This window comes from Streptomyces sp. NPDC034103, assembly GCF_055575395.1.
The window spans coordinates 131082-157051 of the sequence record NZ_JBVISS010000001.1 but is presented as its reverse complement, the minus strand read 5'-3'; the positions used below and the strand labels follow the sequence as shown (position 1 = coordinate 157051).

The window sequence follows — 25970 nt, the reverse complement described above, 5'->3', positions numbered from 1 at the left end:
CGAGGGGGAGGGCGGTCGGTGCTACTGACCGCTCTCCAGGGCCGCCACCGCGTCCTTCGCCGCCTTGATGGCGCCCTTGTTGATCAGATCGGTGCTCGGCGCCTGCTTCGACTCGAAGTCGCTGCCGTTGTAGGTGACGATCACCAGGGCGTTGGAGGCCTGTACCAGCACCACGCCCTCGCGTGTCTGCTGCTTGTCCTCCGTGGTGAGGTTCACGACGGAGTAGCCCTGGTCGCCGAGGCCCGGGACGTCCCCGCCGCCGCTCCTCTCCCGCACGCGCTCTGTGAACGACGACTGTGCCGCGTCGTCGGAGTCCATGAGCTCGAAGGACACGTCCAGCCAGCGGTAGTCGTACCCCTTGAGGGCGTTCCAGGAGCAGGTGCGGCGCAGCTTCGTGTCCGTCGACGGGATCTCCTTGCCGGCGGTCTTGGCGCCCGGGACCAGCGACTTGACGGTCTTCACGGAGACGCTGCCGCACGGCGAGGGGGCGGAGGCGTACGTCTTCGAGGCCGCGGCCGTCGCCGGGGCCGAGGCGGACCGGGTGCCGCCGCCCTCCTTCGCCGCGGAGTCGCGGTCGGCGCTCGGCGCGGGGCCGGAGGAGAGCGACCAGCCCGCGACGGCGAGCACGACGACCGGGGACAGCCGCGCGGTCAGGGCCAGCGGCAGAGGCAGGGAACGCATCGGGCGCACTTTTCCGTGGGGGACGGTGCGGAGGAGGTGTCCGCACTGCGGACGGGACGCCAGTGTCACACGACTCCCTGTGGTGCGGTAGTGCCAACTCGCTCCGTGCATGTGCGGTGACTGTGGCCGGGTCCTGACGTGTCGTGTGTCCTGTTATGTCCGCACGGAGTTGCGCGTGAACGCCGATTCGATCCGGTCGACCGCCAGGAACGCCCCGTATGCCACGAGATGCACCAGACAGTGGTCGGAGTGCTCGGGACGGCGCCAGGCGGCCACGTCCTCGTCCGTGATGCGGTACGGCGCCAGCGCGGCCAGCAGCGCGAGCCGGGCCCCAGGCCGCTCGCGCCGGTCGGGGAAGACCGAGGAGCCGAGGCTGGGGTGCGTGCCGTCCCAGTCCAGGAGGACCTCCTCCACCAGGTCCTGGTCGTCGGCGTCGAGCAGGCCGCTCCCCGCCATGGCCGCCCTGAGCAGCGCCGCGTACGCCGGACCTACGGCTGTGCCGCCCGCCCACGCCGGGGACTCGCCGGGGTCGGGGAGGTCGAGCAGGGCGAGCGCGGCACCGGGCCGGGCGGGACGGCGTACCGTCCGGGACAGGGCGCGCCCCGCGAGGCTGCGGACCGCGCGGAACCGCTGCGCGCCGGCCGGCAACAGGCTCTCGGTGAGCAGCGCGGACACGATCCGGTTGATGAAGTGGAAGGCGAGCGCGGTGCCGAGATAACCGGGGGCGTGCTCGGCCGGGAACGGGTACGGCTCATGGCCGAGGCCGCCCGGGACCCGGGTCCGCTTGCCCCAGTCGAGCACGCGCGCGTGCTCCTCGTTCCCCGGACGCTCCCCGCGCGCGAGACGCTCGGCGAGGGCATGGTCGCCGGTGGCGTGCAGCAGCACGGTGTGCGCGTCCACGCAGAACGGGCACCGGTTGGCGAGCGACACCCCGAGCGCCGCCAGCTCCTTGCCGGTGCGGTCGCCGGGGCCCGCGATCAGCGACTCACGCATCAGCGCCCAGGCGGGGGCGAGGAGTTCGGGGGCCGAGGACAGGACCACGAAGGTGACCGGCTCCTCGATGCCGAAGTCGCGGGCGAGCTGTGCGTAGACCTCGGCGACGTGACCGGTGGCCGCCTTGGGCGGCAGTGGCTCGGTGTAGCGGAAGGGTGTGGACATGGGCAGCAGCGTGCCCCGCGCGGCGGCCCGCGGTCGTCGTACGGCCGAAGGCAGTCGCCGCTGCGCCGGTGGAGCCGGACCGGTCCGCCACCTACTACCCCGGGAGTAGCCGCAGAGTTGTCCACAGGGGTGACGCGGCTGTCGGCGCGGGCCTCTACTGTGCGGACATGAGCGGGCACATGGTCACACGCAGGCAACTCTCCGACGCGGCACTGGCGGTCGTGGTCGGCGCTCTGGCGATGACCACGGTCGCCCTCGACGGCGACACGCCGTTACTCGACTACGTCCTGGTGACGGTGAGTTCCGCCGCGCTGGCCTTCCACCGGGCGGCCCCCAGAGCGGTACTGGCCGTCTCGACCGCCTTCGGGGCGGCCCATGTCCTGCACGCGCAGCCCGGACTGCCCGCCGCCCTCCCCGTCCTGGCCGCCGTGCACACCGCCGCCCGGGTCGGGCACCGGGGTTGGGCCCTCGCGGCGAGCGCGCTGTACCTGACGGCCTATGTGGTGACGGGACCGACGACCCGGGACATCGTCGAGAACGCCGCGCTGCTCGCGGGCTGGTTCCTGTTCGCGGCGGTCACCGGCCTCGCCGACCGCAACTGGCAGGCCTATCTGCGCCAGACCGAACAGCGCGCCCTGGAGGCCGAACGCACCCGCGAGGAAGCGGCGCTGCGCCGGGCCGGCGAGGAACGCCTGCGTATCGCCCGCGAGTTGCACGACTCCCTCACCCACAGCATCTCGATCGTCAAGCTCCAGGCGGGCGTCGCCGTGCACCTCGCCCGCAAGCGGGGTGAGGAGGTACCGCCCGCCCTGCTCGCCATCCAGGAGGCGAGCGGCGAGGCGATGCGGGAGTTGCGCTCCACACTGGAGGTGCTGCGCACCGACGAGGTCATGGGCACCCCCGCCCTGCTGGTGGAGCGGGCGCGGGCGGCCGGGCTCGCGGTGGACCTCACGGTGAGCGGCGAGGAGCGCGCCCTGGGCGCCACCGTCGAGAAGGCGGTCTACCGCACCGTCCAGGAGGCGCTGACGAACGCGGCACGGCACGCCGGATCGGCGAAGGTGCGGGTGCGGCTCGCCTACGACGACGGCCGGGTGACGGTGACCGTGGAGGACGACGGCAGCGCGGCCCCCGACCGGCCCTTCGCGCCGGGCATCGGCCTGACCGGCATGCGCGAACGCGTCACGGCCCTCGGCGGCACCCTGCACGCCGCCCCGCGCGCGGAGGGCGGTTTCGCGGTGCGGGCCGAACTGCCGGTGGGGGGCGCCGCGTGATCCGGGTGGCGCTCGTCGACGACCAGGCGCTGATGCGGGCCGGCTTCCGGGCCCTGCTGGAGGCCGAGGACGGCATCGAGGTGGTAGGTGAGGCGGCGGACGGCAAGCAGGGTCTGGCGCTGGTGCGGGCCGAGGTGCCGGACATCGCCCTGGTCGACGTCCAGATGCCGGTGATGAACGGCATCGAGGCCACCCGTCACATCGCGGCCGACCCGGACCTGACGGGCGTGCGCGTGGTGATCCTCACCAACTACGGCCTCGACAGCTATGTGTTCGAGGCACTGCGCGCGGGCGCCAGCGGCTTCCTGCTGAAGGACACCGATCCGGCCGACCTGTTGCAGGCGATCGAGGTGGTCGCGGCCGGCGAGGCACTGCTGTCCCCGGCGGTCACCCGCACCCTGATCGGCGAGTTCGTCTCCAGACCCCCGGACCGCGCCACCGCCCCCGGCCTGGAGTGCCTCACCCGCCGCGAGATCGAGGTCACGGCCCTGGCGGCGCGAGGACTGACCAACGAGGAGATCGCCGCGCACATGGTCATCAGCCCGTTCACCGTCAAGACGCACGTCAGCCGCGCCATGACGAAACTCGGCGCCCGCGACCGGGCCCAACTGGTCGTGTTCGCCTATGAGTCGGGGCTGGTCCGGCCGCGCGAATGACCGGCGGCCGGGGGCGCGCGTACGGTCGTCACCAGTGTCCCGCGCGGTCGTCACCAGTGTCCCGCGCGGTCGTCACCTGTGTTTCGTACGGTCGTCGGAGCCCTGATCGCGCGCCTGCGTACGGTGATTCGGCGTCCGGTCGCGCCCGTACGTACGGGCGTCGGAGGCCCCGCCACGCGCGTGCGTACGATCACGTGAGCGTCGTCGTGCCGTGAGGAGCCCGCCCGTGTTCACCACCCGACCCACCCTCCAGGGCACCTTCGGCATGGTGTCCTCCACCCACTGGCTCGCCTCGCAGTCGGCGATGGCTGTGCTGGAGGCCGGCGGCAACGCCTACGACGCGGCCGTGGCGGGCGCGTTCGTGCTGCACGTCGTCGAACCGCACCTCAATGGACCCGCCGGCGAGGTGCCGATCCTGCTCGCACCGGCGGGCGGCGAGGTCCGGGTGCTGTGCGGTCAGGGCGTCGCCCCGGGCGGTGCCACCGTCGCGCACTACAAGGAGCTCGGCCTGGACCTGGTCCCCGGGACCGGACCGCTCGCCGCCGCCGTCCCCGGCGCCTTCGACGCCTGGATGCTCCTGCTCCGCGACCACGGGACCAAGCCCCTCGCCGACGTGCTCGCCCATGCCATCGACTACGCCGAGAACGGGCACGCGCCCGTGGAGAACGTCGGGGCGACCGTCGAGACCGTCAGGGAGCTGTTCGAGACCGAGTGGACCTCCTCGGCCGAGGTCTACCTGCCCGGCGGGAAGGCCCCGCGACCCGGCGAGCTGTTCCGCAACCCCGCCCTCGCCGCCACCTGGAAGCGGCTGCTCGCCGAGGTCGAGGGCGCGGGGGACCGGGTCGCGCAGATCGACGCCGCGCGGGAGGTGTGGCGCTCCGGGTTCATCGCCGAGGCGCTCGTCCGGCAGGCGGCACGTCCGACCCTGGACACCAGCGGGGAACGGCACACCGGCACGCTGACGGCCGACGACCTCGCCGGGTGGTCCGCGACGTACGAGACCCCGGCGACGTACGACTGGAAGGGCTGGACGCTCTGCAAGGCCGGCCCCTGGAGCCAGGGCCCGGCGCTCCTCCAGCAGCTCGCCCTGCTGCCGGCGGAACTGCCCGCCCACGGGTCCGCCGACTACCTCCACCTCCTCATCGAGGGCTGCAAGCTCGCCATGGCCGACCGGGAGGCCTGGTACGGCGACGCGGCCGAGGTGCCGCTCGACGACCTGCTGTCACCCGCGTACAACGCCGAGCGGCGGGCCCTCGTCGGCGACAGCGCCTCCTACGAGCTGCGCCCCGGCAGCCCCGGCGGCCGCGCGCCCCGCCTGAGCGCGCACGCGCACGTGGTGGCCCCGGCGGAGCCCGGTTTCAGCCCCATGGGGGCGGGGGAGCCCACCGTCGCCAAGAGCCCGGCCTCCCCGGTGCCCGGCGAACCCGAGGTGACCGCCGACGGCACCACCCGCGGCGACACGTGCCACCTCGATGTCGTCGACCGCTGGGGCAACATGGTCGCCGCCACGCCCAGCGGCGGCTGGCTCCAGTCCAACCCCGTCGTTCCCGAACTGGGCTTCCCGCTCGGCACCCGGCTCCAGATGACCTGGCTGGAGGAGGGGCTGCCGAACTCACTGACCCCCGGCCGCCGCCCCCGGACCACGCTCACCCCCTCGATCGCCCTGCGCGACGGCGTCCCCGTCATGGCCTTCGGCACCCCCGGCGGCGACCAGCAGGACCAGTGGCAGCTGCACTTCTTCCTCGCCGTCGCGCTGCGCTCCCCGGTCCGCGGCGGCCTCGACCTGCAGGGCGCGATCGACGCCCCGAACTGGCACAACGACAGCTTCCCGGGCTCCTTCTACCCGCGCGGCATGCGGCCGGGCAGCGTCACGGTGGAGGCCCGCACGGACCCGGCGGTCGTGGAGGGGCTGCGGCGGCGGGGGCATGACGTCACCGTGGGCGACGCCTGGTCGGAGGGGCGCCTGTGCGCGGTCGCCCGGGACCCGGAGACGGGCATCCTGTCGGCGGCGGCCAATCCTCGGGGGATGCAGGGGTATGCGGTGGGCCGCTGACCCGTCGGTCGGAGGGCCGGCCCACCCGTCGGTGGAGGGGTCGGTTGTTCACGCCGATTCCACCCGGGATCCACCCACCGGGTGGGGATTGTCAGTGGCGCGTGCTCTCATGGAGTCATGATCGAAGACATGGAAACCATCGACGAGTTTCTCGCCCGCCACTCGACCGACGTGGAGGAGGCGATCCGCAAGGCCGCCGCGGCCGAGATCATGCCGCGCTGGCGCCGGCTCGCCGCGCACGAGGTCGACCAGAAGGCCGGCCCGCACGACCTGGTCACGGACGCCGACCGGCTGGCCGAGCAGTACCTCACCGAGGAACTCGGCCGCCTGCTGCCCGGCTCCGTCGTCGTCGGCGAGGAGGCGGTGCACGCCAACCCGGCCTCCTACGAGGCGATCCGCGGCGACGCCCCGGTCTGGATCGTCGACCCGGTCGACGGGACACGGCAGTTCGTGCGCGGCGAGGACGGCTTCAGCACCCTGGTCGCGCTCGCGCAGGGCGGTGTGGTGCACGCCGCGTGGATCTTTGCGGCCGCCCGCGACCAACTCGCCACGGCCGTACGGGGCCAGGGTGCCTTTCTCGACGGCGAGCGGCTCTTCGCCGGTCCGCCCGAGCCTGGCCGGGACCTCGAAGTGGCCACCTCCCACCCGGACTACACGACGGACGAGCAGAAGCGCGCCCTGCTGGCTCTGTGGACGGACGGCATCGCGCCGCGCGCCTGCGGCTCGGCCGGTCTGGAGTACCTCGCCATCGCGCGCGGTCAGTCGGATGCCACCGCCTTCTCCTGGGAGGCGGCCTGGGACCACGCGGCCGGCCTGCTCATCGTCGAGGAGGCGGGCGGCGCCCATCTGACCGTCACCGGCGAGCCGTTCCGCATCACCGGCGGCAACACCCTGCCGTTCACCACGGCACGGGACGCGGCGACGGCACGGCGGATCATGACGCTGCTGGCGGGCGGGGTCTGAGGCGAGGGCGCGGGGCGGGTCGCGGAGGCTGAGGCGTCGGCAGGGGGCGGGGTGTCGTACGCCAAGGCACCGAGGGGCGGCGGGCGGTCTTACGGCCGTGGCTCGGACAGAGACCGCGCGGGCGCCGGCGGGCCGCCGGGCGGTGACCGCCCGGACACCCACCGTCGCTCGAGTCCCCCGCGACCCGGTGCCGTCCGTGCCCCGTCCTATCCTGATCCAGTGGCCATCGGCTGACGAAGGAGTCCGAAGGTGCCGTCGATGCTCGATGCGTGCGTGGTGGGTGCGGGACCGAACGGACTGACGGCTGCCGTGGAGCTGGCCCGCCGCGGCTTCTCCGTGGCCCTCTTCGAGGCCCGTGACACGGTCGGCGGCGGCGCCCGCACCGAGGAGCTCACCCTGCCGGGCTTCCGGCACGACCCGTGCTCCGCCGCCCACCCCCTCGGCATCAACTCCCCGGCGTTCAGAGCCCTCCCCCTGGAGCGGTACGGCCTGGAGTGGCTGCACGCCGACCTCCCCATGGCGCATCCCTTCACCGACGGGACCGCCGCCGTACTGTCCCGGTCGGTCGCCGAGACGGCCGCCTCGTTCGGACCGCGCGACGCGGGCGCCTACCGCAGACTGGTCGAGCCGTTCCTGCCCAAGTGGGACGCCCTGGTACGGGACTTCATGTCGCTGCCGCTGACCGCGCTGCCCCGCGACCCGGTCACCCTCGCCCGCTTCGGGCTCGTCGGCCTGCCCCCGTCGACCTGGCTGCTGCGGCGCTTTCGCGACGAGCGCGCCAAGGCCCTGTTCGCCGGCCTGGTCGCCCATGTGATGGCGCCCCTGTCCGGCTTCGCCACCGGTGCCATCGGCCTGGTCTTCGCCCTCGCCGCGCACGCCCGAGGCTGGCCCGTGGCCCGCGGTGGCTCCCAGGCGATCTCCGACGCGCTCGCGGCGTACCTCAAGGACCTGGGCGGCGCCATCCACACCGACTACGAGGTCAAGCGCCTCGACGACCTGCCGCCCGCCCGCGCGTACGTCTTCGACACCTCACCCACCGCCCTGGCCCGCATCGCCGGCTTCGGCGGCTACTACGACGGCTACCGGTACGGCCCGGGCGTCTTCAAGGTCGACTACGCCCTCGACGGACCGGTGCCCTGGACCGCGCCCGAGGCCCGCGCCGCCGGCACCGTGCAGATCGGTGCGAACGCCGCCGAGATCGGCACCGCCCTGCGCGCGGCGTCCCGTGAGGGCAGGGCCCCCGAGAAGCCGTTCATGATCACCGTGCAGCCCGGTGTCATGGACCCCACCCGCGCGCCCGAGGGCAAGCAGGTCTTCTGGGCCTACGGCCATGTCCCGAGCGGCTGGACCGGGGACCTCACCGACGCCATCGAGCGCCAACTGGAGCGTTTCGCCCCGGGGTTCCGCGACCGGGTCCTGGCCCGCGCCACCGCCGGGCCGCCCGAGATGGCGGTCCGCAACGCCAACTACGTCGGCGGCGACATCGGCACCGGAGCGGTCACCGGACTCCAGATCCTGCTGCGCCCGAAACTCTCCCTGTTCCCCTACGGCACCCCGCATCCGGCCGTCTACATCTGCTCGTCCGCCACCCCGCCGGGTCCGGGCGTGCACGGCATGTCCGGGCACAACGCGGCGAAGGCGGTCTGGAGGAGGCTGCGGCAGACATGACCACCCTCACGCTCGTCCAGGGCGACATCACCCGCGAGTCGGTCGACGCCATCGTGAACGCGGCCAACTCCTCGCTGCTCGGCGGCGGAGGAGTGGACGGCGCCATCCACCGGCGCGGCGGCCCGGCGATCCTGGAGGACTGCCGCAGGCTCCGCGCCTCCCACTACGGCAAGGGCCTGCCGACCGGCCGCGCGGTCGCGACCACGGCGGGCGACCTGGACGCCCGCTGGGTCATCCACACCGTCGGCCCCGTGTACAGCCCGGACGAGGACCGCTCCGAGCTGCTGGCCTCCTGCTACCGCGAGTCCCTGCGCGTCGCCGACGAACTCGGCGCCCGCACGGTCGCGTTCCCCGCGATCTCCACGGGCGTCTACCGCTGGCCGATGCGGGACGCCGCCCGCATCGCCGTGGCGACGGTCCGGGCCACGGAGACGGACGTCGAGGAGGTCAGGTTCGTCCTGTTCGACGAGCGGTCGTACGACGCGTTCGCCACGGAGGCCGACTGAGCGGCGGGACCGGGCCGCAGGGCCGGGCCGCCGGGGTCGGCAGGGTACTGAGGTCGGCTGAGCGCTGGGGGCGGCTGAGGACTGGGGTCGGCTGGGGATTGGGGTCGGCTGGGGACTGGGGTCGGCTGGGCATGGGGGTCGGCTGAGCGCCGGATTGGGCTGCCGTCGTTGGGGCCCCCTGAGTTGGCTTGCCGGGTGGGTTGACACCCCGTAGTGGCCGCCGGGGGGCGGCTGACCTCACGGGATTGGCCCGTTGAGGGTGCCTGACGCCCGGGATCGGGCCCGCCGGGACTGCTTGACCCCGAGGGCGGCCCGCCCGGGTCGGCCCATCCGGGTCGGCTGATGCCCGGGATCGGACCGCCGGGACTGCCTGACCCCGAAGGCGGCCCACCCAGAGCGGCCCGCCCAGAGCGGCCCGCCCGGGTCGGCCCTTCCGGGTCGGCTGACGCCCGGACCGGTCCGCCGGGTCGCCCGACACGGACCGACCCGTCGAGGTCACCTGAGGTCGGATTGGTCCGCCGCGTCGCTTCACCCGGGTCGGACCCCGGTCGGCCCGCCGGGTCGCCCGACACGGACCGACCCGTCGAGGTCACCTGAGGCCGGATTGGTCCGCCGCGTCGCCTGCACACCGGCCTGCCCGCCGGGTCGCCCGACCACCGACACCGACACCGACACCGACACCGGCTCGACCCCCGGGGCGCCCGCACACCCGATCCCGGCCGCCCGGCGTCGCCTGACGCACCCGGTTCGCCCCGCACGACTCGGGGCGACCCACCGCACCGGGCCGCCCCGAGGAGCCGAGCGGCCCGCGCGGCCCGGGCGGTGCCCGTCGTTACTGCGTCGAGGGCAGCGTCGGTGCGGGGACCTGGGGTACGCCGCCGCCGAGCAGTCCGGTGACCAGGTTGAGTACCGGGGAGAGCAGGCCGGTCACCGAGCTCAGTACTCCGCCGAGGTCGAGCGAGGTCAGCGAGCTGATCAGGCTCTGCACGGCGGAGGTCAGCGAGGTCAGCAGGTCACCGACGGGGTCGGCGGCCAGGGACCGCTGGGCAGCCGCGTCCTTGAGACGTTCCTGGACCGAGGCGTTCCAGGCCCGCAGTTCCTCCGCGTACGCGGCGGCCGCGTCCGGGTCGAGCCGGGTGCCCGCCACCGCGCCGGGCCCGGCCACCGTGTCCAACAGGGGCGCCAGGACGCGATCGTGATCGAGAGAGGTCGTGGCGGCGCCGGACCGGGGCGTGGCCTCGGTGACGCTCAGGCCCGGGACTTCGCGCCCCGAGTCACCGATGGCGGCGGCGGTGCCGGCCGGGCCGAAGACCAGCGCGGCGCAGACCAGGGGCGGCACGAGGAGGCCGCGGGAGACGAGGGCGCGCATTGAATTCCTTCCGAAACGCGAAACGCCAGCTGCTGTTGTCAGCCGCTGTTCATGCGCCCACGGTGGAAACGGCCCCGACGTCCCGCAACCGGTCCCACGCCCGGCGCGCACCACCCCGCCCCGGCCGCGATGACGCTGACCAGGCTCTTCCGCCGCGCTCGCCTCCTCACGGAAACCGGCCGCCCGTTGCGCCGTCAGGGGGGCCCAGGCAGCGAGGTGACCGCGCCCTCCGTGTCCCCACCGAGGTCCGCGGCGATGCCGCGCGCGCCGGAAGGCGGTGCTGACACCGGCCGAGTACAGCGGTCACATCCGGCGCGGGCGTCTCAGTCGGTGGCGTCGCTGAGACCCATGCGCAGGTGTTCCACGTGGTAGACGGCCTGGTCGAGCAGCTCGGCGACATGGTGGTCGTGCAGCGCGTAGACGACGGACCGGCCACGCCGTTCCCCGACGACCAGACCGAGGTTGCGCAGCAGTCGCAGCTGGTGCGAACACGCGGACTGCTCCATCCCCACCTCGGCCGCCAACTCCGTGGCGGGCAGCGGGCCTTCACGCAGTCGCGCCAGGATCAGCAGCCGGGAGGGGGTGGAGAGGGCCTGGAGCGTGGTGGCGACCTTCGCGACGTTGTCCGCGTCGAGGCGTACGCGTTCCTCGGCGGTGGTGGTGACGGCTCCATGACCCATGCGGGCATCTTACCCCTCACACATGAACAGATGAATGAGTCTTCATGTGTTCCTGTATGGTGTGGCGGGTGTCTGCGACTCTCATCCCCAGCCGTGCCCCTTCGCCCGCCCCGACGGCCCCCCGCCGCCGCACCCGCGTCCTAGCCCTGCCCGAGGCCCGCTGGGCGGCGGTGGCGACGGCCGCGTTCCTGATCGGCCTGTTCCTCGACACCGTCGTCGGTGCTCCGGCGTGGGTGTACGGGCCCGCGTACGCGATCGCCTATGTGGCCGGTGGCTGGGAGCCCGCGCTGGAAGGCATGCGGGCGCTGCGCGAGAAGACCCTCGACGTCGACCTGCTGATGATCGTCGCGGCACTCGGCGCCGCCGCCATCGGCCAGGTCCTCGACGGCGGTCTGCTGATCGTCATCTTCGCGACCTCCGGCGCCCTGGAGGCCCTGGCCACGGCCCGCACCGCGGATTCGGTACGGGGTCTGCTGGACCTCGCACCGACGACGGCGACGCGCGTTCCAGGCGACGACTCGGTCGGCGCCGAGGAGACCGTGCCCACCGCCGAACTCGCCGTAGGCGACGTCCTGTTGATCCGCCCGGGTGAGCGCATCGGCGCCGACGGTCGGGTGCTGGACGGCGTCAGCGAGGCCGACCAGGCCACCATCACCGGCGAGCCGCTGCCGGTGCCGAAGCGCCCCGGCGACGAGGTCTTCGCCGGCACCCTCAATGGCACCGGCGCCCTGCGCGTCCGCGTCGAGCGCGACCCCGCCGACTCGGTCATCGCCCGGATCGTGACCCTGGTCGAGGAGGCGTCCCGCACCAAGGCGCCGACCCAGTTGTTCATCGAGAAGGTCGAACAGCGTTACTCGGTCGCCGTCGTGGCCGCCACGATCGCCGTGTTCACCGTGCCGTTGATGTTCGGCGCCGACCTCAGGGACGCGCTGCTGCGCGCGATGACCTTCATGATCGTCGCCTCCCCGTGCGCGGTCGTGCTCGCGACGATGCCGCCTCTGCTGTCCGCCATCGCCAACGCCGGCCGGCACGGTGTGCTGGTCAAGTCGGCCGTCGCGATGGAGCGGTTGGGCGAGATCGACGCGACCGCCCTCGACAAGACGGGCACGCTCACCGAGGGCGCGCCGGAGGTGACGGACGTACGGCCGCTGCCGGGCTCCGGGCTGGACGCGGACGAGGTGCTGGCGCTGGCCGCCGCGGTCGAACGATCCAGCGAGCACCCGCTGGCGCGAGCCATCGTGAGCGCGGCGCGGGGGAGGGGGCTGCGGATCGCGGGCGCGGAGGGGTTCGTGGCCGAGCCGGGGCGTGGGGTGACGGCAAGGATCGAGGGCCGACTGGTCCGGGTCGGCCGGGCGGACACGGCCACCGCCGACACCGAGCCCGGTACGACCCCGGGGACCGCTGACCCCGGGCACACCACCCCGGCCGCCTCTACCCCCGGCACCACCCCGCCCACCCCCACCCCCACCGGCGCCACCGTCGTCCTCGTCACCCGCGACGACACCCCCGTAGGCACCCTCACCCTCGCCGACCGGCTGCGTCCCGCGGCTCCCGCCGCGACCGCGGCGCTCACCGCCCTGACGGGCACCGCCCCCGTTCTCCTCACCGGGGACAACGCCGGTGCCGCCGCCCGGGTCGCCGAGGCCACCGGGCTGACCGACGTCCGGGCGGACCTGCTCCCCGAGGACAAGGTGAACGCCGTACGCGAGATGCAGGACGCGGGCCGCAAGGTGCTGTTCGTCGGTGACGGGGTCAACGACGCGCCTGCCCTGGCCGCCGCGCACTCCGGTGTCGCGATGGGCCGCGCGGGCTCGGACCTGGCGCTGGAGACGGCGGACGCGGTGATCGTGCGGGACGAACTGGCGGCCGTACCGGCGGTCGTACGGCTGTCCCGGGCGGCCCGGCGGCTGGTGGTGCAGAACCTCGCCATCGCCGGGAGCTGTATCGCCGTCCTCGTCGTCTGGGACCTCGTCGGCCACCTCCCGCTGCCGCTCGGCGTCGCCGGTCACGAGGGCTCCACCGTGCTGGTGGGCCTGAACGGGCTGCGGCTGCTGCGCGAGGCGGCGTGGCGATCCGGAACGACGCAGGAAGCGTGAGGTTGACGTCGGATTCCCGCCAGCCCGGCCCCGGTGGCTGCCCCATGCTGGACGCATGCAGAAGGGGATGCACACCGACACATCGCGCTGCGTGCGCGCCGTCCAGTCGAAGGACGCCCGCTTCGACGGGTGGTTCTTCACGGCGGTCCTGACGACCCGGATCTACTGCCGGCCCAGTTGCCCGGTGGTGCCGCCCAAACCCGAGAACATGACGTTCTACCCGAGCGCCGCCGCCTGTCAGCAGGCCGGGTTCCGGGCGTGCAAGCGCTGCCGCCCGGACACCAGTCCCGGTTCCCCTGAGTGGAACCAGCGCGCCGACCTGGTCGCCCGGGCGATGCGGCTGATCGCCGACGGTGTCGTGGACCGGGAGGGCGTGCCCGGGCTCGCCACCCGGCTCGGCTACAGCACCCGGCAGGTCGAACGCCAGCTGCTCGCCGAGCTCGGCGCCGGTCCGCTCGCCCTGGCCCGCGCCCAACGCGCCCAGACCGCACGGCTGTTGATCGAGACGACCCCGCTGCCGATGGCCGATATCGCCTTCGCCGCCGGCTTCTCCTCGATCCGCACCTTCAACGACACCGTCCGGGAGGTCTTCGCGCTCTCCCCGACCGACCTGCGCGCCCGCACGCCCCGCGGCGCACCCAGGAACACGGCCGGCGCCCTGACCCTGAGACTGCCGTTCCGCGCCCCCCTCAACCCCGACAACCTCTTCGGCCACCTCGCGGCGACCGCCGTACCGGGGGTGGAGGAGTGGCGGGACGGCGCCTACCGGCGCACCCTGCGGCTGCCGTACGGGCACGGCGTCGTGACGCTCACCCCGAACCCCGATCACATCGCCTGCCGTCTCACCCTCGGCGACCTGCGCGACCTGACCGTCGCCATCAGCCGCTGCCGGCGCCTGCTCGACCTGGACGCCGATCCGGTCGCCGTCGACGACCAGCTGCGCACCGACCCGGTCCTCGCGCCGCTGGTCGACAAGGCGCCCGGGCGGCGGGTGCCACGGACGGTGGACGAGGCGGAGTTCGCGGTCCGGGCGGTCCTCGGGCAGCAGGTGTCCACGGCGGCGGCACGGACCCACGCCGCCCGCCTGGTGGCCGCACACGGCGAGGCGGTGGACGACCCGGAGGGCGGCCTCACCCACCTCTTCCCGGCCCCCGAGGCGCTCGCCGCGCTCGACCCCGGGACCCTGGCGATGCCCCGCACCCGGCGCGCCACCTTCACCACACTCGTCACCCAACTCGCCGACGGATCACTCAACCTGGGTGTCGAGGCCGACTGGGCGGACACGCGCGCCCGCCTCCTCGCCCTCCCCGGGTTCGGCCCCTGGACCGTCGACGTCATCGCGATGCGCGCACTCGGCGACCCCGACGCCTTCCTCCCCACCGACCTCGGCATCCGCAAGGCGGCCCAGGAGTTGGGCCTGCCGTCGACCCCGGCCGCCCTCACCGCGCGGGCGGCGGCCTGGCGCCCCTGGCGGGCGTACGCGGTCCAGTACCTGTGGGCGACCGACACCCACCCGATCAACTTCCTCCCGGTATAAGGACGTTCCGTGAGCACCGTGAAACAGCACACCGTGATCGACAGCCCGTACGGCCCGCTGACCCTGGTCGCGACGGACGGCGCCCTGAGCGGCCTCTACATGACCGAGCAGCGCCACCGCCCGCCCCAGGAGAACTTCGGCGCCCGCGACGACCGCCCCTTCGGGGAGGCGGCCGACCAGCTGAAGGCCTACTTCGAAGGGGAGTTGAAGGAATTCACCGTCGAACTCCACCTGGCCGGAACCCCGTTCCAACGCGACGTCTGGCAGCAGCTGCGACGCATCCCCTACGGCGAGACCCGCAGCTACGGCGACCTCGCGGCCGCTCTCGGCAAGCCCGGCGCCTCTCGCGCGGTCGGGCTCGCCAACGGCAAGAACCCGATCGGCATCATCGTCCCCTGCCACCGCGTCGTCGGCTCCGACGGCAGCCTGACCGGCTACGGCGGCGGCGTGGAACGCAAGCAGCGGCTGCTGGACTTCGAGCGGGGCGCGGCCCTCTTCTGAAGCCGCCCGACATGCGCCGGCCCCGCGCCCTACCGCGGCCCCCGAAAAAATTCCACCGGCGATGTCGAGAACCCGCGACCGGCTCCGTCCCGGCAGTGAACGCGGCCACAATGGGTCGCACCAGTACCGAGGAGACCCACCATGGCCAAGTACCTGCTGCTGAAGCACTACCGCGGCGCCCCGGCCCCGGCCAACGACGTGCCCATGGAGCAGTGGACGCCGGAGGAGATCTCGGCGCACGTGCAGTACATGCGGGACTTCGCGGAGCGGCTGGAGCAGACCGGGGAGTACGTCGAGGGGCAGGCGCTCGCCCCCGAGGGCACGTGGGTGCGGTACGACGGGGAGGGCCGCCCGCCGGTCACCGACGGGCCGTTCGCCGAGACCAAGGACCTCATCGCCGGGTGGATGGTGATCGACGTCGACAGCTACAAGCGGGCCGTCGAAGTGGCCGGAGAACTGTCGGCCGCCCCCGGCGCCGGCGGCAAGCCGATCCACGAGTGGCTGGAGCTGCGCCCGTTCCTCTCCGCGTCACCCACCGTCACGGACTGCCACGCCGGTGGATGAGGCGCTGCTCAGAAGCCTCACGCCGAGTGTGCTGAGCGTCCTCGTCCGCCGCGGAGCAGACTTCGCGGCGGCCGAGGACGCCGTCCAGGACGCCCTGGTCGAGGCGGTCCGCGGATGGCCGGCCGACCCCCCGAGGGACCCCAAGGGCTGGCTGGTCACCGTGGCCTGGCGGAAGTTCCTCGACGCCACCCGCGCGGACACCGCACGCCGCCGCCGCGAGGACCGAGTCGAGGAGGAGCCCGCGCCCGGCCCGGCCACCGACGTGGACGACACACTCCGGCTCTACTTCCTGTGCGCCCACCCCTCGCTCACCCCGTCCTCCGCCGTCGCCCTCACCCTGCGCGCCGTCGGCGGACTCACCACCCGCCAGATCGCCCAGGCCTACCTGGTGCCCGAGGCGACCATGGCGCAGCGCATCAGCCGTGCCAAGCGCACCGTCTCCGGCGTACGGTTCGACCGGCCCGGCGACGTGGCCACCGTGCTGCGCGTGCTCTACCTGGTCTTCAACGAGGGCTACTCCGGCGACGTCGACCTCGCCGCCGAGGCGATCCGGCTCACCCGGCAGCTCGCGACCGTCATCGACCACCCCGAGGTGGCCGGACTCCTCGCCCTGATGCTGCTCCACCACGCCCGCCGCGCCGCCCGTACCGCGCCCGACGGCAGCCTCGTGCCGCTCGCCGAGCAGGACCGCGGCCGCTGGGACACCGACCTGATCGCCGAGGGCGTCGAGATCCTCCAGGCGGCCCTCGCCCGTGACCGGCTGGGCGAGTTCCAGGCCCAGGCCGCCGTCGCCGCCCTGCACGCCGACGCGCTCACCGCCGAGGAGACCGACTGGGTGCAGATCGTTCAGTGGTACGACGAACTCGCGCGCCTGACCGACAGCCCCGTCGTCCGCCTCAACCGCGCGGTCGCCGTGGGCGAGGCCGACGGACCCCGGGCGGGCCTCGCGGCGCTCGCCGAGCTGGACGCCTCCCTGCCCCGCCACACCGCGGCGACCGCCTACCTCCACGAGCGCGCCGGCGACCTGACGACCGCGGCACGGCTGTACGCCGAGGCGGCCCGCAAGGCCTCCGACCTCGCCGAACGCGACCACCTCACCCGGCAGGCCGCCCGCCTCAACTCCCGCGGCAAGGACTGAGGCGCACCGGCGGCGGCCTCAGGAGACCCGGTGCCCGTTCTCCAGCTCGGCCGTCCCGGCGCCGCCCGCGAGGACGTCCAGCGCGGCCAGGACCCGGCGGCCGAGGCCGTCCGGGAGGTAGGCGGTCAGCTCCTCGCGCGGCACGAGCCGCCAGGACAGCAGCTCCTCCTCCTGGAGCCGGATCGCCTTGAAGTCCTCCTCGCCGAGCACACCGCCGTCGTAGAGGTACGCCACCAGCGGCGGCCGGGCCGTCGTCCCGTGCACCCAGTCCACCGCGAGCAGCCGGCCGAGCCGGCGGTCCAGACCGATCTCCTCCGCGGTCTCCCGGCGTGCGCCCTGGCGCGGGGTCTCGCCGTCGTCGGACTCGACGGTGCCGCCCGGGAGCGCCCAGCCCTCACGGTAGTTGGGCTCCACGAGCAGCACCCGGCCCGCCTCGTCCCGGAAGAGAGCGGCGGCACCGGCGAGCACGCGGGGCAGGCCGGCGATGTAGGTGGCGAAGTCCTGAGCACTGGTCATCCAGGAAGGGTAACCAGCCCCCGCCAGGCAGAAGGAGGGCCCCGGGGCCGCTCACTCCGCGTCCAGCAGCCGCAGTGTCCGCTCGGCCAGCTCGCTGATCCGCACCCCGTCGAACCCGAACACCGCGCTGCGCACCGTGTCCTCCAGCGGGTCCTTCCACCGCGCCGGAATCGCCTCGGCCCCGGTCAGCACACCGGCCACCGACCCCGCGGTGGCCCCGTTGGAGTCGGTGTCCAGACCGCCCCGGACGGTGAGCGTGACGGTCCGGGTGAAGTCGCCGTCGCCGTACAGCAGCCCGGCGGTGAGCACCGCGGCGTTCGGGACGGTGTGGATCCAGCTCATCCCGGCGGTCTCCTCGGACACCGTGCCGAGGGTGTCCTCCCAGCTCATCCGGGTGTCGTGGAGCGAGATCACCCGGCGCACGGTCCGGGCGAGCCGGCTGCTCGCCGGTACGACCGTCAGCGCCTCGTCCAGGGCGCGGCGCACCGTCGGGGCCGTGAACGCCGCCGAGACCAGCGCGGCCGCCCACATCGCGCCGTACACCCCGTTGCCGGTGTGCGACAGCACCGCGTCCCGGCGGGCCAGCGCGGCGGCGCGGCGCGGGGTGCCGGGACAGGTCCAGCCGTAGATGTCGGCCCGGATCAGGGCGCCGATCCACTCCTGGTAGGGGTTGTCGTACGTCGCCGTCAGCGGTGGTTTCAGCCCGTTGGCGAGGTTGCGGTAGGCGGCGCGCTCCGCGGTGAACGTCTGGAGGTACGGCAGCCTGCTCAGCCACAGGTCGCCGACCTGCTCGGTGCTGAAGCCGAAGCCGTGGGTCTCCAGGAGGTCCAGGCCGAGGATGGCGTAGTCCACGTCGTCGTCGCGGCAGCTGCCGTGGATACGGCCGCGCACACAGCTGCGCCACTCGGGGCGCAGCTCGAAGCCGTCGCTCTCGCTCACCGGCTCGGGCAGATAGTCGGTCAGCGGCAGTGCGGCGGCCTGCCGCAGATAGCGGTCGATCCGGTCCCGCGTCCACACCTCGCCCTGCTCGACCGGCTTGCCGAGCATGTTGCCCGCGATCCGGCCCAGCCAGCCCCCGAGGACGCGGTCGGCGAGCTCTGGTGCGGTGCCCACAGGGGTCATAGGACCGGTTTACCCGATTTCCTGGGCGCGCACAGCGGGGTCACGGCACGTTCTCACGGTCCGGGCGGGGCATGACGGCGGGGGGTGCCTGCGGTTATGGTCGCAGCGGCGCGACTGGCCTGACATCGTCCAGGCCCGAAGAGCAAGGGGAATACAAGGTGGCGGACGCTGCAGGCAACGGTGCCCAGAGGGTGCTCATCGCCGCGGACAAGTTCAAGGGGTCGCTGACGGCCGTGCAGGTCGCCGAGCGGGTGACGGCCGGGCTGCGCCGGGTCGTGCCGGGACTCGACGTCGCGGCGCTGCCGGTGGCCGACGGCGGTGACGGCACCGTGGACGCGGCGGTCGCGGCCGGCTTTGAGCGGCACGAGATCAAGGCCGCCGGGCCGCTCGGCCAGGAGGTCACCGCCGCCTTCGCACTGCGCGGCGACACGGCCGTGGTGGAGATGGCGGAGGCCAGCGGCCTCCAGCGCCTGCCCGAGGGCGTCTTCGCCCCGCTCACGGCCTCCACGTACGGCTCCGGCGAGCTGCTGCGGGCCGCACTCGACGCGGGCGCCCGCACGATCGTCTTCGGCGTGGGCGGCAGCGCCACCACCGACGGCGGCGCCGGCATGCTGACCGCGCTCGGCGCGCGGTTCCTCGACAAGGACGGCGAGCCGGTCGCCCCGGGCGGCGGCGGTCTCGCGGACCTCGCCACGGCCGACCTCTCGGACCTGGACCCGCGCCTGGCCGACGTCGAACTGGTCCTCGCCAGCGACGTCGACAACCCGCTGACCGGCCCGAAGGGCGCGCCCGCGGTCTACGGCCCGCAGAAAGGCGCCTCCCCGGACGACGTGGCGGCCCTCGACGAGGCGCTCGCGCACTACGCGCGCGTGCTGGAGTCGGCCGTCGGCGCCCAGGCCGCCGAGTACGCGGCAGCTCCTGGCGCCGGCGCCGCGGGCGGCATCGGCTACGGCGCGCTGCTGGTCGGTGCCCGATTCCGGGCCGGAATCGAGGTCATGCTCGACGTCCTGGGCTTCGCCCCCGCGCTGGAGCGGACCACGCTGGTCATCACCGGCGAGGGCTCCCTCGACGAGCAGACCCTGCACGGCAAGGCCCCCGCGGGCGTCGCCGCCGCGGCCCGTGCCGCGGACAAGGAGGTCGTCGCGGTGTGCGGGCGACTCGCCCTGCCGCCCGAGGCGCTCGGCAGGGCCGGCATCCGGCGGGCGTACCCCCTCACCGAGATCGAGCCGGACGTGGCCAAGTGCATCGCGGACGCGGGCCCGATCCTGGAGCGGGTGGCGGAGCAGATCGCGCGGGACTTCCTGACCTGATCACCGCCGGGCACCCGAGAGCCGGTAGGCGTCCAGCGCCAGCGTCATCTCGATCAGGTCCCGGGGCCGGGCCAGCGACCGGGACGTCAGCTGCTCCAGCCGCCGCAACCGGTTGAAGACCGTGTTGCGGTGGCAGTACAGCCGTCCCGCGGCCCGCCCCGCGGAGCCCTCGCACGCCAGCCACACATCGAGGGTCTCCAGCAGCACGGCACGGTCGGCGGGCTCCAGCTCCAGCAGCGCGCCGAACACGTCCGTCACCAGCCGGTCGGCCAGCTCCGGCTGGCTCACCACGAGCGCCGTCGGCATGCGCTGGTCCAGCCGTACGACGGCGGTCGCGTCCGGCGGACACGTCCGCAGCGCCAGCTCCGCCAGCCGTCGGGCCCGCCCCAGCTCGGCGAGTCCCGGCACCACCGGACTGATGCCGCCCGGGCCCGAGCAGCGGCCGTCGAGCGCCCGGGCCACCCCGTCCAGCCCCTGACCGGGCGAGAGGGCGACGACCCCGATCTCGCAGTCCGCCCGCATCCGCCAGATGAACCGGAACCCGGCTCCCCGCAGCGGCTGCCCGTGCGTGTCCCGCCGCACCGCCCGCAGCACCACGACCGCGTAGGGGCCGTGCTCCGGCAGATCGAGTCCCGCGGCCGCCCGCGCCGCCAGCCCTGGCGTCGCCTGCCCCTCCAGCAGCGCGTCGAGCAGCGCCTGCAACTGTTCGTCGGTACGCCGGCGCAGGTCCGCCTCGGTCGCCCGGTACGCCTCCGACGCCGTCTGGGTCTGCGCGTCCACCGCCGACCACACCACTGTCGCCGACCGCATCAACGCCGCGAGCCGCTCCGGCTCCCGCCCCGAGGCACCCTCCACCAGCGCGTCCCACACCAGATAGCCGGCGTTGCGGTAGGCGTGCACCAGCAGATCCAGCGGCAGCCCCTGATGCGCCCGGCGCCGGCCGAGGTCCTCGGCGTGCTCCAGGTCGCGGCGGGGCGACTCCCGTGGCGCCGCCAGGGTCTCGATGCCGATCCGGATCGCCTCCTCGGCCTCCCGCCACTGGAGGTCCGGTGCGAGCACCCCCGCGTAGACGGGGGAGTGCTCGGCGAGTTGCCGTAGGTGCTCGTCGACCAGCTCGGGCACCCCCTCCAGCAGAGCCGTGCAGGACTCCGCGAGCAGTTTCCAGTCATGGCCGGTCCGCAGCCTTCGCCCACCCATGACCGGAGGATGTCATCGGGACAGGCCCGCGCACAGGCCCCTGACACGCGGTGTTGTGCGCGCGCACAACGCGGGCGCCGGGCCGCTGGGCACCCGCAGCGACATCGCCGGGGGCCGTGGACGCGCGCTCGCACCGGTGCTGGGGTGAGCGCCACACAGAGTGAACACAGGGGGGAAGTCCATGGATGGTCCCGGACTCGTGGTGCGGGAGCTGTCGGTCGGATACGGGCCCGTGCGGGCCCTGCGCCGGGTGTCCCTGGAGGTGCCCGAGGGGACGGTGGTGACGGTCCTCGGCTCCAACGGCGCGGGCAAGTCGACGCTGCTGCGGGCGATCAGCCGCACGCTGTCCTTCCACGGCGGTGCCGTCACCGAGGGCGAGGTACGCCTGGGCGGCCGACGCCTGGACGGGCTCGCGCCGGACCGGGTGGTGGCGGCCGGGGTGTCCCAGGTGCCGGAGGGCAGGCGGGTGTTCGCCCGGATGACGGTCGCCGACAATCTGCGCGCGGGCGCCCTCGGCGGCAGTCGCTCCGGTCGCCCGGAAGCCCTCGCCCGGGTGCACGAACTCTTCCCCGTCCTCGCCGAACGGGCCCACCAGCGCGCCGGGTTGCTCTCCGGCGGCGAACAGCAGATGCTCGCCGTCGCCCGGGCGCTGATGGCCGCCCCGAAGGTGCTGCTCCTCGACGAGCCCTCCCTGGGCCTGGCCCCGCTCATGGCCCAGCGGATCGCCGACACCGTCCGCGAGATCAACGAACAGGGCACCGCGGTCCTCCTCGTCGAACAGAACGCCGCGCTCGCCCTGCGCCTCGCCACCCGCGCCTACGTCCTGGAGGTCGGCGAGGTGACCCTGTCCGGGCCGGCCTCCGAACTGGCCGCCTCCGACGAAGTCCGCCGCCGCTACCTCGGCGTGGTCGACGAGGACGCGGCGGCCGACGCGGACCAGGTCGTGGGCCGCACGCTGACCCGCTGGAAGGGGTGAACCGATGGACACCCTCGCCGTGCGCGGCCTGACTGTCCGGTTCGCGGGCCTCACCGCCCTCGACGACGTCAGCTTCACCGTCCGCCCCGGCACCGTGCACGCCCTCATCGGGCCCAACGGCGCCGGCAAGTCCACCTGCTTCAACGTCCTGTCCGGCGTCTACCGGGCCACGAAGGGCAGCGTCCGCTTCGGCGACCACGAACTCACCGGGATGCCTCCGCACCGCATCGCCGGCCTCGGTGTCGCCCGCATCTTCCAGAACCTCGCCCTGCCGCCCCGCGCCACGGTCGAGGACAGCCTCCTGCTGGGCCGCTACCGGCTCACCCGGACCGGCTTCCTGGCGGCGGGACTCCGGCTGCCCTCCGCCGCCCGCGAGGAGCGGGCACACCGTGAACGCGTCCGTGAGATCGCCGAGTTCGTCGGCATCGCGGACTGCCTGGACCGCCCGGCCGGCTCCCTGCCGTACGGGCAGCAGAAGCTCGCGGAACTGGCCCGCGCGCTCTGCATGGAGCCGCGCCTGCTGCTCCTCGACGAGCCCGTCGCCGGGATGACCGCCGGAGAGCGGCGCCGAACGGCCGCCGTCATCGCGGGAGTTCGCGACGGCCTCGGTATCTCGATCGTGCTGGTGGAACACGACATGGGGGTGGTGATGCGGCTCGCGGACGCCGTGACCGTGCTGGACTTCGGGCGCCGGATCGCCGACGGGGTCCCCGCCGACGTACAGAACGATCCGGCCGTCGTCCGGGCCTACCTGGGGGACGCGTCATGAGCACCTTCGCTGAAATCCTTCTCAACGGCGTCTCGTTGGGCTCGGTGTACGCGCTGATCGCGCTCGGGTTCGTGGTGATCTTCCGGGCCACCGAGGTCGTCAACTTCGCCCACGCCTCGCTGCTGCTCGCCGGCGGCTATGTCACCGCGACCCTCCACGACGACCTCGGGTTCTGGCCCGCACTGCTCGTCGGGATCGCGGGCGCCGCGGTGGTCGGGGCGGCGGTGGAGTTCCTGGTGATGCGGCGCTACCGGGGCTCCGACCACAGTGTGCTGGCCATCGTCACCATCGGCGTCGACATCCTGCTCACCACCGAACTGACCCGCCGTATCGGCACCGACGTGATGACCCTCGGCGACCCGTGGGGCGACTCCGTGCTCCGGCTGGGCCCGATCTCGCTGGCCCACACCCGGATCGCCGCGTTCGTGGCGGCGGCCCTGCTCATCGGGGTGTTCCTGCTGGCCTTCCGGTACACCTCCTGGGGCGTGGCGATGCGCGCGGCCGCGGAGAGCGCGGAGACGGCCGCCCTGATGGGCGTACGGCTGGGACGGGTCTCGCTCGGCGCCTGGGCCGTGGCCGGGGGACTGGCCGCCGTGGCGGCGCTGTTCCTGACCGTCTTCCCCACGCCGGGGCTGGAACGGGCCACCTCGCTCGCCGCCCTCAAGGCCTTCCCGGCGGCGATCCTCGGCGGCCTCGACTCCACGACCGGCGCGCTGGTGGGCGGACTGCTGGTCGGCGTCACGGAGTCGCTGGCGACCGGCTACCAGAGCGATCTGACGTTCCTCGGCCGGGGTCTCGGGGATCTCGCGCCGTACCTCGTGATGGTGGCGATCCTGCTGATCCGTCCGGCGGGCCTGTTCGGCACGAAGGAGCCCGCCCGTGTCTGACGTCCTGGTGAAACCGCTGCGGCTGATCCGCACCCGCACCGCCCTGTGGGCCGTCGGCGCCGTGCTCCTGCTGGTGCTGCCGTTCTACCTCGACCGCTTCTGGCTGCAAGCCGGCCTCTTCGCCATGGCCGCCGCCATCGGCGCGATCGGCATCAACCTCCTCACCGGCGCCACCGGCCAGCTCTCCATGGGCCACTCCTTCTTCCTCGCCGTCGGCGCCTACGGCTACTGCGTGTTCGCGGCGGACGGCGGCGACGGACTGACCGGGCTCGGCCTGCCGACCTGGCTGGCGGCCGCCCTCGCGGTCCTCCTCGCGGGCGTCGCGGGCGGCCTGTTCAGCCCCATCTCCGGGCGGCTCAGCGGCGCCTACCTCGGCATCGCCACCCTCGCGCTGGTCTTCATCGGCCAGCACGTGATGTTCAACGCCCACGACCTGACCGGCGGCGCCAACGGCCGCGACGTCCCGCCGCTCAGCCTCTTCGGCCTCACCTTCGACGACCGTGAACTCCTCGTCGCCGCCGTGCCCTTCGGCTCCGCCGAGAAGCTCTGGTACGCCGGGCTCGTCCTGCTCCTCGCGGGCGCGCTGTTCGCCCGGGGCGTGCTGGCCGGACGGCCCGGACGGGCCATGAACGCCATCCGCGACCACCGCATCGCCGCCGGCGTGATCGGCGTGCCGGTCGCCCGGCACCGGGCCGCCGTCTTCGTGCTGTCGTCGATGTACGCGGGACTCGCGGGCGTCCTGCTCGCGCTGGTCTTCCAGCGCACGGTGCCCGACTACTTCGGCATCACGCTGTCCCTCGAGTACCTCGCCATGATCGTCATCGGCGGGCTCGGCTCGGTCTCCGGCGCGGTCGCCGGGGCCGTGTTCGTCACGCTGCTGCCCCAACTGCTCACCCGCTACAGCGATGCGCTCCCCCTGGTCTCCGCCCCCGGTACGGGCGGGATCGCACCGGGCGAGGCATCCCGGTACCTCTACGGCGCCGCCGTCGTGCTGGTGGTGCTGTTCCTGCCGGGCGGCCTGGTCAGACCGGCCGCCCGGCGCCGCACAACCCATTCAGGGGAAAACCCTTCAGGGGAGGAACGATGAACACGACGTACGCGGCCAGGGCCGCCGCGGGCGCACTCGCCGCACTGCTCGTCCTGGCCGGATGCAGCTCCAAGGCCAAGGACTCCGACGACGGCGACAAGGCCACGGGCGGGGTGAAGACCGGCGAGGGCGTCTCCGGCAAGACCATCGCGCTGGGCGCCCTCACCGACATGACCGGCGTCTACGCCACCCTCGGCAAGAGCGTCACCCAGGCCCAGCAGCTGTATGTGAAGCAGCTGAACGCCGAGGGCGGCGTCTGCGGCTACAAGGTCCAGCTGACGGTCCGCGATCACGGCTACGACCCGCAGAAGGCCATCTCCGGCTACACCGAGCTGGAACCGAAGGTGCTGGGCTTCGCGCAGTTCATCGGTTCGCCGTTCGTCGCCGCCGTCAAGCAGCGCGTCGACGGCCAGGACAAGGGCCTGGTACTCCCGCAGGGATGGTCCTCGGCGCTGCTGGGCAGCCCGTACATCCGGGTCATCGGCTCCACCTACGACATCGAGACGATGAACGCCGTCGACTTCCTGATCAAGGAGAAGGGACTCAAGAAGGGCGACAAGCTCGGCCACGTGTACTTCGAGGGCGACTACGGCGAGAGCGCGCTGGCCGGCTCCCGGCACATCGGCGAGGAGGAGGGGCTGACCGTCGTCGAGCAGAAGATCAAGCCCACCGACAACGACATGACCGCCCAGGTCGCCGCCCTCAAGCAGGCCGGCGTCAAGGCGATCGTGATCAGTGCGGGCCCCCGCCAGGCGGCCTCGCTCGTCGGCGTGGCGGCGGCCGGCGGCTTCGACGTGCCGATCATCGGCAACAACTCCGCCTTCGCGCCCCAGCTGCTGGCCACCCAGGCGGGACCGGCCCTGATGAAGAACTACTACGTCGCCTCGCCCTCGCTGCCCATCGGCGCGGACACCCCGGAGGCGAAGAAGCTCGTCGCCGACTACCGGGCGGCCTATCCGAAGGACTCCCTCGACAACGGGATCGTCGCCGGCTGGACCGCCGCGTCGGCCTTCGGCGAGGCACTGAAGAAGGCCTGCGCGAGCAAGGACCTCACCCGTGAGGGCGTCGGCAAGGCCCTGCTGACCCTCGACTCCTTCAGCGTCGGCTTCGGCCCCGAGCAGGACTTCACCGACCCGAAGTCCCCCTCCTCCCGGCAGAGCGTGATCCTCCAGCCGGACAAGAGCGTGACGGGCGGCATGAAGGTCGTACAGGAGGCGACCGCCTCCGAGGTGGCGGAGGCGTACACGCCGAAGGCCTGAGCCAGA

24 protein-coding genes are annotated in these 25970 nt (G+C 73.6%); 17 read left to right on the top strand and 7 right to left on the bottom strand.

Annotation, left to right across the window (positions count from 1 at the left end; genetic code table 11):
- Positions 1–21: 21 nt before the first annotated feature.
- On the bottom strand, positions 22–681 hold the full coding sequence (locus tag ACZ56U_RS00725) for a hypothetical protein (RefSeq protein ID WP_469081842.1): 660 nt from the start codon (positions 679–681) through the stop codon (positions 22–24).
- Between the two features lie 153 nt (positions 682–834).
- A complete protein-coding gene (locus tag ACZ56U_RS00720) occupies positions 835–1839 on the bottom strand; it encodes a carboxymuconolactone decarboxylase family protein (protein ID WP_469081841.1) in 1005 nt (334 codons plus the stop codon).
- Positions 1840–2006: 167 nt separating this feature from the next.
- Here ACZ56U_RS00720 and ACZ56U_RS00715 point away from each other — a divergent pair, with 167 nt between their 5' ends.
- From ACZ56U_RS00715 to ACZ56U_RS00690, 6 genes are all read left to right on the top strand, one after another.
- Positions 2007–3110, top strand: coding sequence for a sensor histidine kinase (locus tag ACZ56U_RS00715; protein WP_469081840.1), 1104 nt, complete (start codon positions 2007–2009; stop codon positions 3108–3110).
- On the top strand, positions 3107–3766 hold the full coding sequence (locus tag ACZ56U_RS00710) for a response regulator (RefSeq protein WP_469081839.1): 660 nt from the start codon (positions 3107–3109) through the stop codon (positions 3764–3766). The genes ACZ56U_RS00715 and ACZ56U_RS00710 overlap by 4 nt, the downstream gene beginning before the upstream one ends.
- A 226-nt stretch (positions 3767–3992) precedes the next feature.
- A complete protein-coding gene (locus tag ACZ56U_RS00705) occupies positions 3993–5819 on the top strand; it encodes a gamma-glutamyltransferase family protein (protein WP_469081838.1) in 1827 nt (608 codons plus the stop codon).
- A 117-nt stretch (positions 5820–5936) separates the two neighbouring features.
- A complete protein-coding gene (locus ACZ56U_RS00700) occupies positions 5937–6782 on the top strand; it encodes an inositol monophosphatase family protein (protein ID WP_469081837.1) in 846 nt (281 codons plus the stop codon).
- A 258-nt stretch (positions 6783–7040) separates the two neighbouring features.
- The gene (locus tag ACZ56U_RS00695; RefSeq protein ID WP_469081836.1) at positions 7041–8450 is read left to right on the top strand and encodes a phytoene desaturase family protein; all 1410 of its coding nucleotides are present in this window, start codon (positions 7041–7043) and stop codon (positions 8448–8450) included.
- Complete coding sequence (locus ACZ56U_RS00690; RefSeq protein ID WP_469081835.1) at positions 8447–8956, top strand: O-acetyl-ADP-ribose deacetylase; 510 nt, start codon at positions 8447–8449, stop codon at positions 8954–8956. Before ACZ56U_RS00695 ends, ACZ56U_RS00690 begins: the two co-directional genes overlap by 4 nt.
- Before the next feature lie 832 nt (positions 8957–9788).
- On the opposite strand, the gene ACZ56U_RS00685 is transcribed toward ACZ56U_RS00690, so the two are convergent.
- Both ACZ56U_RS00685 and ACZ56U_RS00680 read right to left on the bottom strand, forming a co-directional pair.
- On the bottom strand, positions 9789–10325 hold the full coding sequence (locus ACZ56U_RS00685) for a hypothetical protein (RefSeq protein ID WP_469081834.1): 537 nt from the start codon (positions 10323–10325) through the stop codon (positions 9789–9791).
- Between the two features lie 323 nt (positions 10326–10648).
- A complete protein-coding gene (locus ACZ56U_RS00680; protein ID WP_469081833.1) occupies positions 10649–11005 on the bottom strand; it encodes an ArsR/SmtB family transcription factor in 357 nt (118 codons plus the stop codon).
- 56 nt (positions 11006–11061) lie between these two features.
- Between ACZ56U_RS00680 and ACZ56U_RS00675 the strand changes: the two genes are divergently transcribed.
- From ACZ56U_RS00675 to ACZ56U_RS00655, 5 genes are all read left to right on the top strand, one after another.
- Positions 11062–13101, top strand: a complete 2040-nt coding sequence (locus ACZ56U_RS00675; RefSeq protein WP_469082267.1) for a heavy metal translocating P-type ATPase — start codon at positions 11062–11064, stop codon at positions 13099–13101.
- Between the two features lie 55 nt (positions 13102–13156).
- The gene (locus ACZ56U_RS00670; protein WP_469081832.1) at positions 13157–14638 is read left to right on the top strand and encodes an AlkA N-terminal domain-containing protein; all 1482 of its coding nucleotides are present in this window, start codon (positions 13157–13159) and stop codon (positions 14636–14638) included.
- 18 nt (positions 14639–14656) lie between these two features.
- Entirely contained in the window at positions 14657–15139 is a 483-nt protein-coding gene (locus ACZ56U_RS00665) for a methylated-DNA--[protein]-cysteine S-methyltransferase (protein ID WP_469082266.1), read from the top strand.
- Positions 15140–15280: 141 nt separating this feature from the next.
- A complete protein-coding gene (locus ACZ56U_RS00660; protein ID WP_469081831.1) occupies positions 15281–15703 on the top strand; it encodes a YciI family protein in 423 nt (140 codons plus the stop codon).
- Positions 15696–16841 (top strand): RNA polymerase sigma factor, encoded by a 1146-nt coding sequence (locus ACZ56U_RS00655; protein ID WP_469081830.1) that lies wholly within the window; start codon positions 15696–15698, stop codon positions 16839–16841. Before ACZ56U_RS00660 ends, ACZ56U_RS00655 begins: the two co-directional genes overlap by 8 nt.
- A gap of 18 nt (positions 16842–16859) precedes the next feature.
- Here the strand turns inward: ACZ56U_RS00655 and ACZ56U_RS00650 are convergent, their stop codons facing one another.
- Together ACZ56U_RS00650 and ACZ56U_RS00645 are read right to left on the bottom strand one after the other, a co-directional pair.
- The gene (locus tag ACZ56U_RS00650; protein ID WP_469081829.1) at positions 16860–17357 is read right to left on the bottom strand and encodes an NUDIX domain-containing protein; all 498 of its coding nucleotides are present in this window, start codon (positions 17355–17357) and stop codon (positions 16860–16862) included.
- A gap of 51 nt (positions 17358–17408) precedes the next feature.
- Positions 17409–18479, bottom strand: coding sequence for an ADP-ribosylglycohydrolase family protein (locus ACZ56U_RS00645; RefSeq protein ID WP_469081828.1), 1071 nt, complete (start codon positions 18477–18479; stop codon positions 17409–17411).
- Positions 18480–18670: 191 nt separating this feature from the next.
- Here ACZ56U_RS00645 and ACZ56U_RS00640 point away from each other — a divergent pair, with 191 nt between their 5' ends.
- Positions 18671–19789 carry a glycerate kinase gene (locus ACZ56U_RS00640; RefSeq protein WP_469082265.1) on the top strand — a complete coding sequence of 373 codons (1119 nt, stop codon included), beginning with the start codon at positions 18671–18673 and terminating at the stop codon, positions 19787–19789.
- Here the strand turns inward: ACZ56U_RS00640 and ACZ56U_RS00635 are convergent, their stop codons facing one another.
- On the bottom strand, positions 19790–20986 hold the full coding sequence (locus ACZ56U_RS00635; RefSeq protein ID WP_469081827.1) for a PucR family transcriptional regulator: 1197 nt from the start codon (positions 20984–20986) through the stop codon (positions 19790–19792).
- Positions 20987–21167: 181 nt separating this feature from the next.
- On the opposite strand from ACZ56U_RS00635, the gene ACZ56U_RS00630 reads away from it, so the two are divergent.
- From ACZ56U_RS00630 to ACZ56U_RS00610, 5 genes are read left to right on the top strand one after another with little or no spacing between them, the layout of a single operon-like run.
- Positions 21168–21962 carry an ABC transporter ATP-binding protein gene (locus ACZ56U_RS00630; RefSeq protein WP_469081826.1) on the top strand — a complete coding sequence of 265 codons (795 nt, stop codon included), beginning with the start codon at positions 21168–21170 and terminating at the stop codon, positions 21960–21962.
- 4 nt (positions 21963–21966) lie between these two features.
- Positions 21967–22731, top strand: coding sequence for an ABC transporter ATP-binding protein (locus tag ACZ56U_RS00625; RefSeq protein ID WP_469081825.1), 765 nt, complete (start codon positions 21967–21969; stop codon positions 22729–22731).
- Positions 22728–23618 carry a branched-chain amino acid ABC transporter permease gene (locus ACZ56U_RS00620; RefSeq protein WP_469081824.1) on the top strand — a complete coding sequence of 297 codons (891 nt, stop codon included), beginning with the start codon at positions 22728–22730 and terminating at the stop codon, positions 23616–23618. Before ACZ56U_RS00625 ends, ACZ56U_RS00620 begins: the two co-directional genes overlap by 4 nt.
- The gene (locus ACZ56U_RS00615) at positions 23611–24705 is read left to right on the top strand and encodes a branched-chain amino acid ABC transporter permease (protein WP_469081823.1); all 1095 of its coding nucleotides are present in this window, start codon (positions 23611–23613) and stop codon (positions 24703–24705) included. Before ACZ56U_RS00620 ends, ACZ56U_RS00615 begins: the two co-directional genes overlap by 8 nt.
- The gene (locus ACZ56U_RS00610) at positions 24702–25964 is read left to right on the top strand and encodes an ABC transporter substrate-binding protein (protein ID WP_469081822.1); all 1263 of its coding nucleotides are present in this window, start codon (positions 24702–24704) and stop codon (positions 25962–25964) included. Before ACZ56U_RS00615 ends, ACZ56U_RS00610 begins: the two co-directional genes overlap by 4 nt.
- The last annotated feature ends 6 nt before the right edge of the window (positions 25965–25970 follow it).

Coding starts and splice junctions, on each gene's coding strand:
- ACZ56U_RS00725 (WP_469081842.1), bottom strand. CDS start 681: ATGCGTTCCCTGCCTCTGCCGCTGGCCCTGACCGCGCGGCTGTCCCCG.
- ACZ56U_RS00720 (WP_469081841.1), bottom strand. CDS start 1,839: ATGTCCACACCCTTCCGCTACACCGAGCCACTGCCGCCCAAGGCGGCC.
- ACZ56U_RS00715 (WP_469081840.1), top strand. CDS start 2,007: ATGAGCGGGCACATGGTCACACGCAGGCAACTCTCCGACGCGGCACTG.
- ACZ56U_RS00700 (WP_469081837.1), top strand. CDS start 5,937: ATGATCGAAGACATGGAAACCATCGACGAGTTTCTCGCCCGCCACTCG.
- ACZ56U_RS00695 (WP_469081836.1), top strand. CDS start 7,041: ATGCTCGATGCGTGCGTGGTGGGTGCGGGACCGAACGGACTGACGGCT.
- ACZ56U_RS00690 (WP_469081835.1), top strand. CDS start 8,447: ATGACCACCCTCACGCTCGTCCAGGGCGACATCACCCGCGAGTCGGTC.
- ACZ56U_RS00685 (WP_469081834.1), bottom strand. CDS start 10,325: ATGCGCGCCCTCGTCTCCCGCGGCCTCCTCGTGCCGCCCCTGGTCTGC.
- ACZ56U_RS00680 (WP_469081833.1), bottom strand. CDS start 11,005: ATGGGTCATGGAGCCGTCACCACCACCGCCGAGGAACGCGTACGCCTC.
- ACZ56U_RS00675 (WP_469082267.1), top strand. CDS start 11,062: ATGGTGTGGCGGGTGTCTGCGACTCTCATCCCCAGCCGTGCCCCTTCG.
- ACZ56U_RS00670 (WP_469081832.1), top strand. CDS start 13,157: ATGCAGAAGGGGATGCACACCGACACATCGCGCTGCGTGCGCGCCGTC.
- ACZ56U_RS00660 (WP_469081831.1), top strand. CDS start 15,281: ATGGCCAAGTACCTGCTGCTGAAGCACTACCGCGGCGCCCCGGCCCCG.
- ACZ56U_RS00650 (WP_469081829.1), bottom strand. CDS start 17,357: ATGACCAGTGCTCAGGACTTCGCCACCTACATCGCCGGCCTGCCCCGC.
- ACZ56U_RS00645 (WP_469081828.1), bottom strand. CDS start 18,479: ATGACCCCTGTGGGCACCGCACCAGAGCTCGCCGACCGCGTCCTCGGG.
- ACZ56U_RS00635 (WP_469081827.1), bottom strand. CDS start 20,986: ATGGGTGGGCGAAGGCTGCGGACCGGCCATGACTGGAAACTGCTCGCG.
- ACZ56U_RS00630 (WP_469081826.1), top strand. CDS start 21,168: ATGGATGGTCCCGGACTCGTGGTGCGGGAGCTGTCGGTCGGATACGGG.
- ACZ56U_RS00625 (WP_469081825.1), top strand. CDS start 21,967: ATGGACACCCTCGCCGTGCGCGGCCTGACTGTCCGGTTCGCGGGCCTC.
- ACZ56U_RS00620 (WP_469081824.1), top strand. CDS start 22,728: ATGAGCACCTTCGCTGAAATCCTTCTCAACGGCGTCTCGTTGGGCTCG.
- ACZ56U_RS00610 (WP_469081822.1), top strand. CDS start 24,702: ATGAACACGACGTACGCGGCCAGGGCCGCCGCGGGCGCACTCGCCGCA.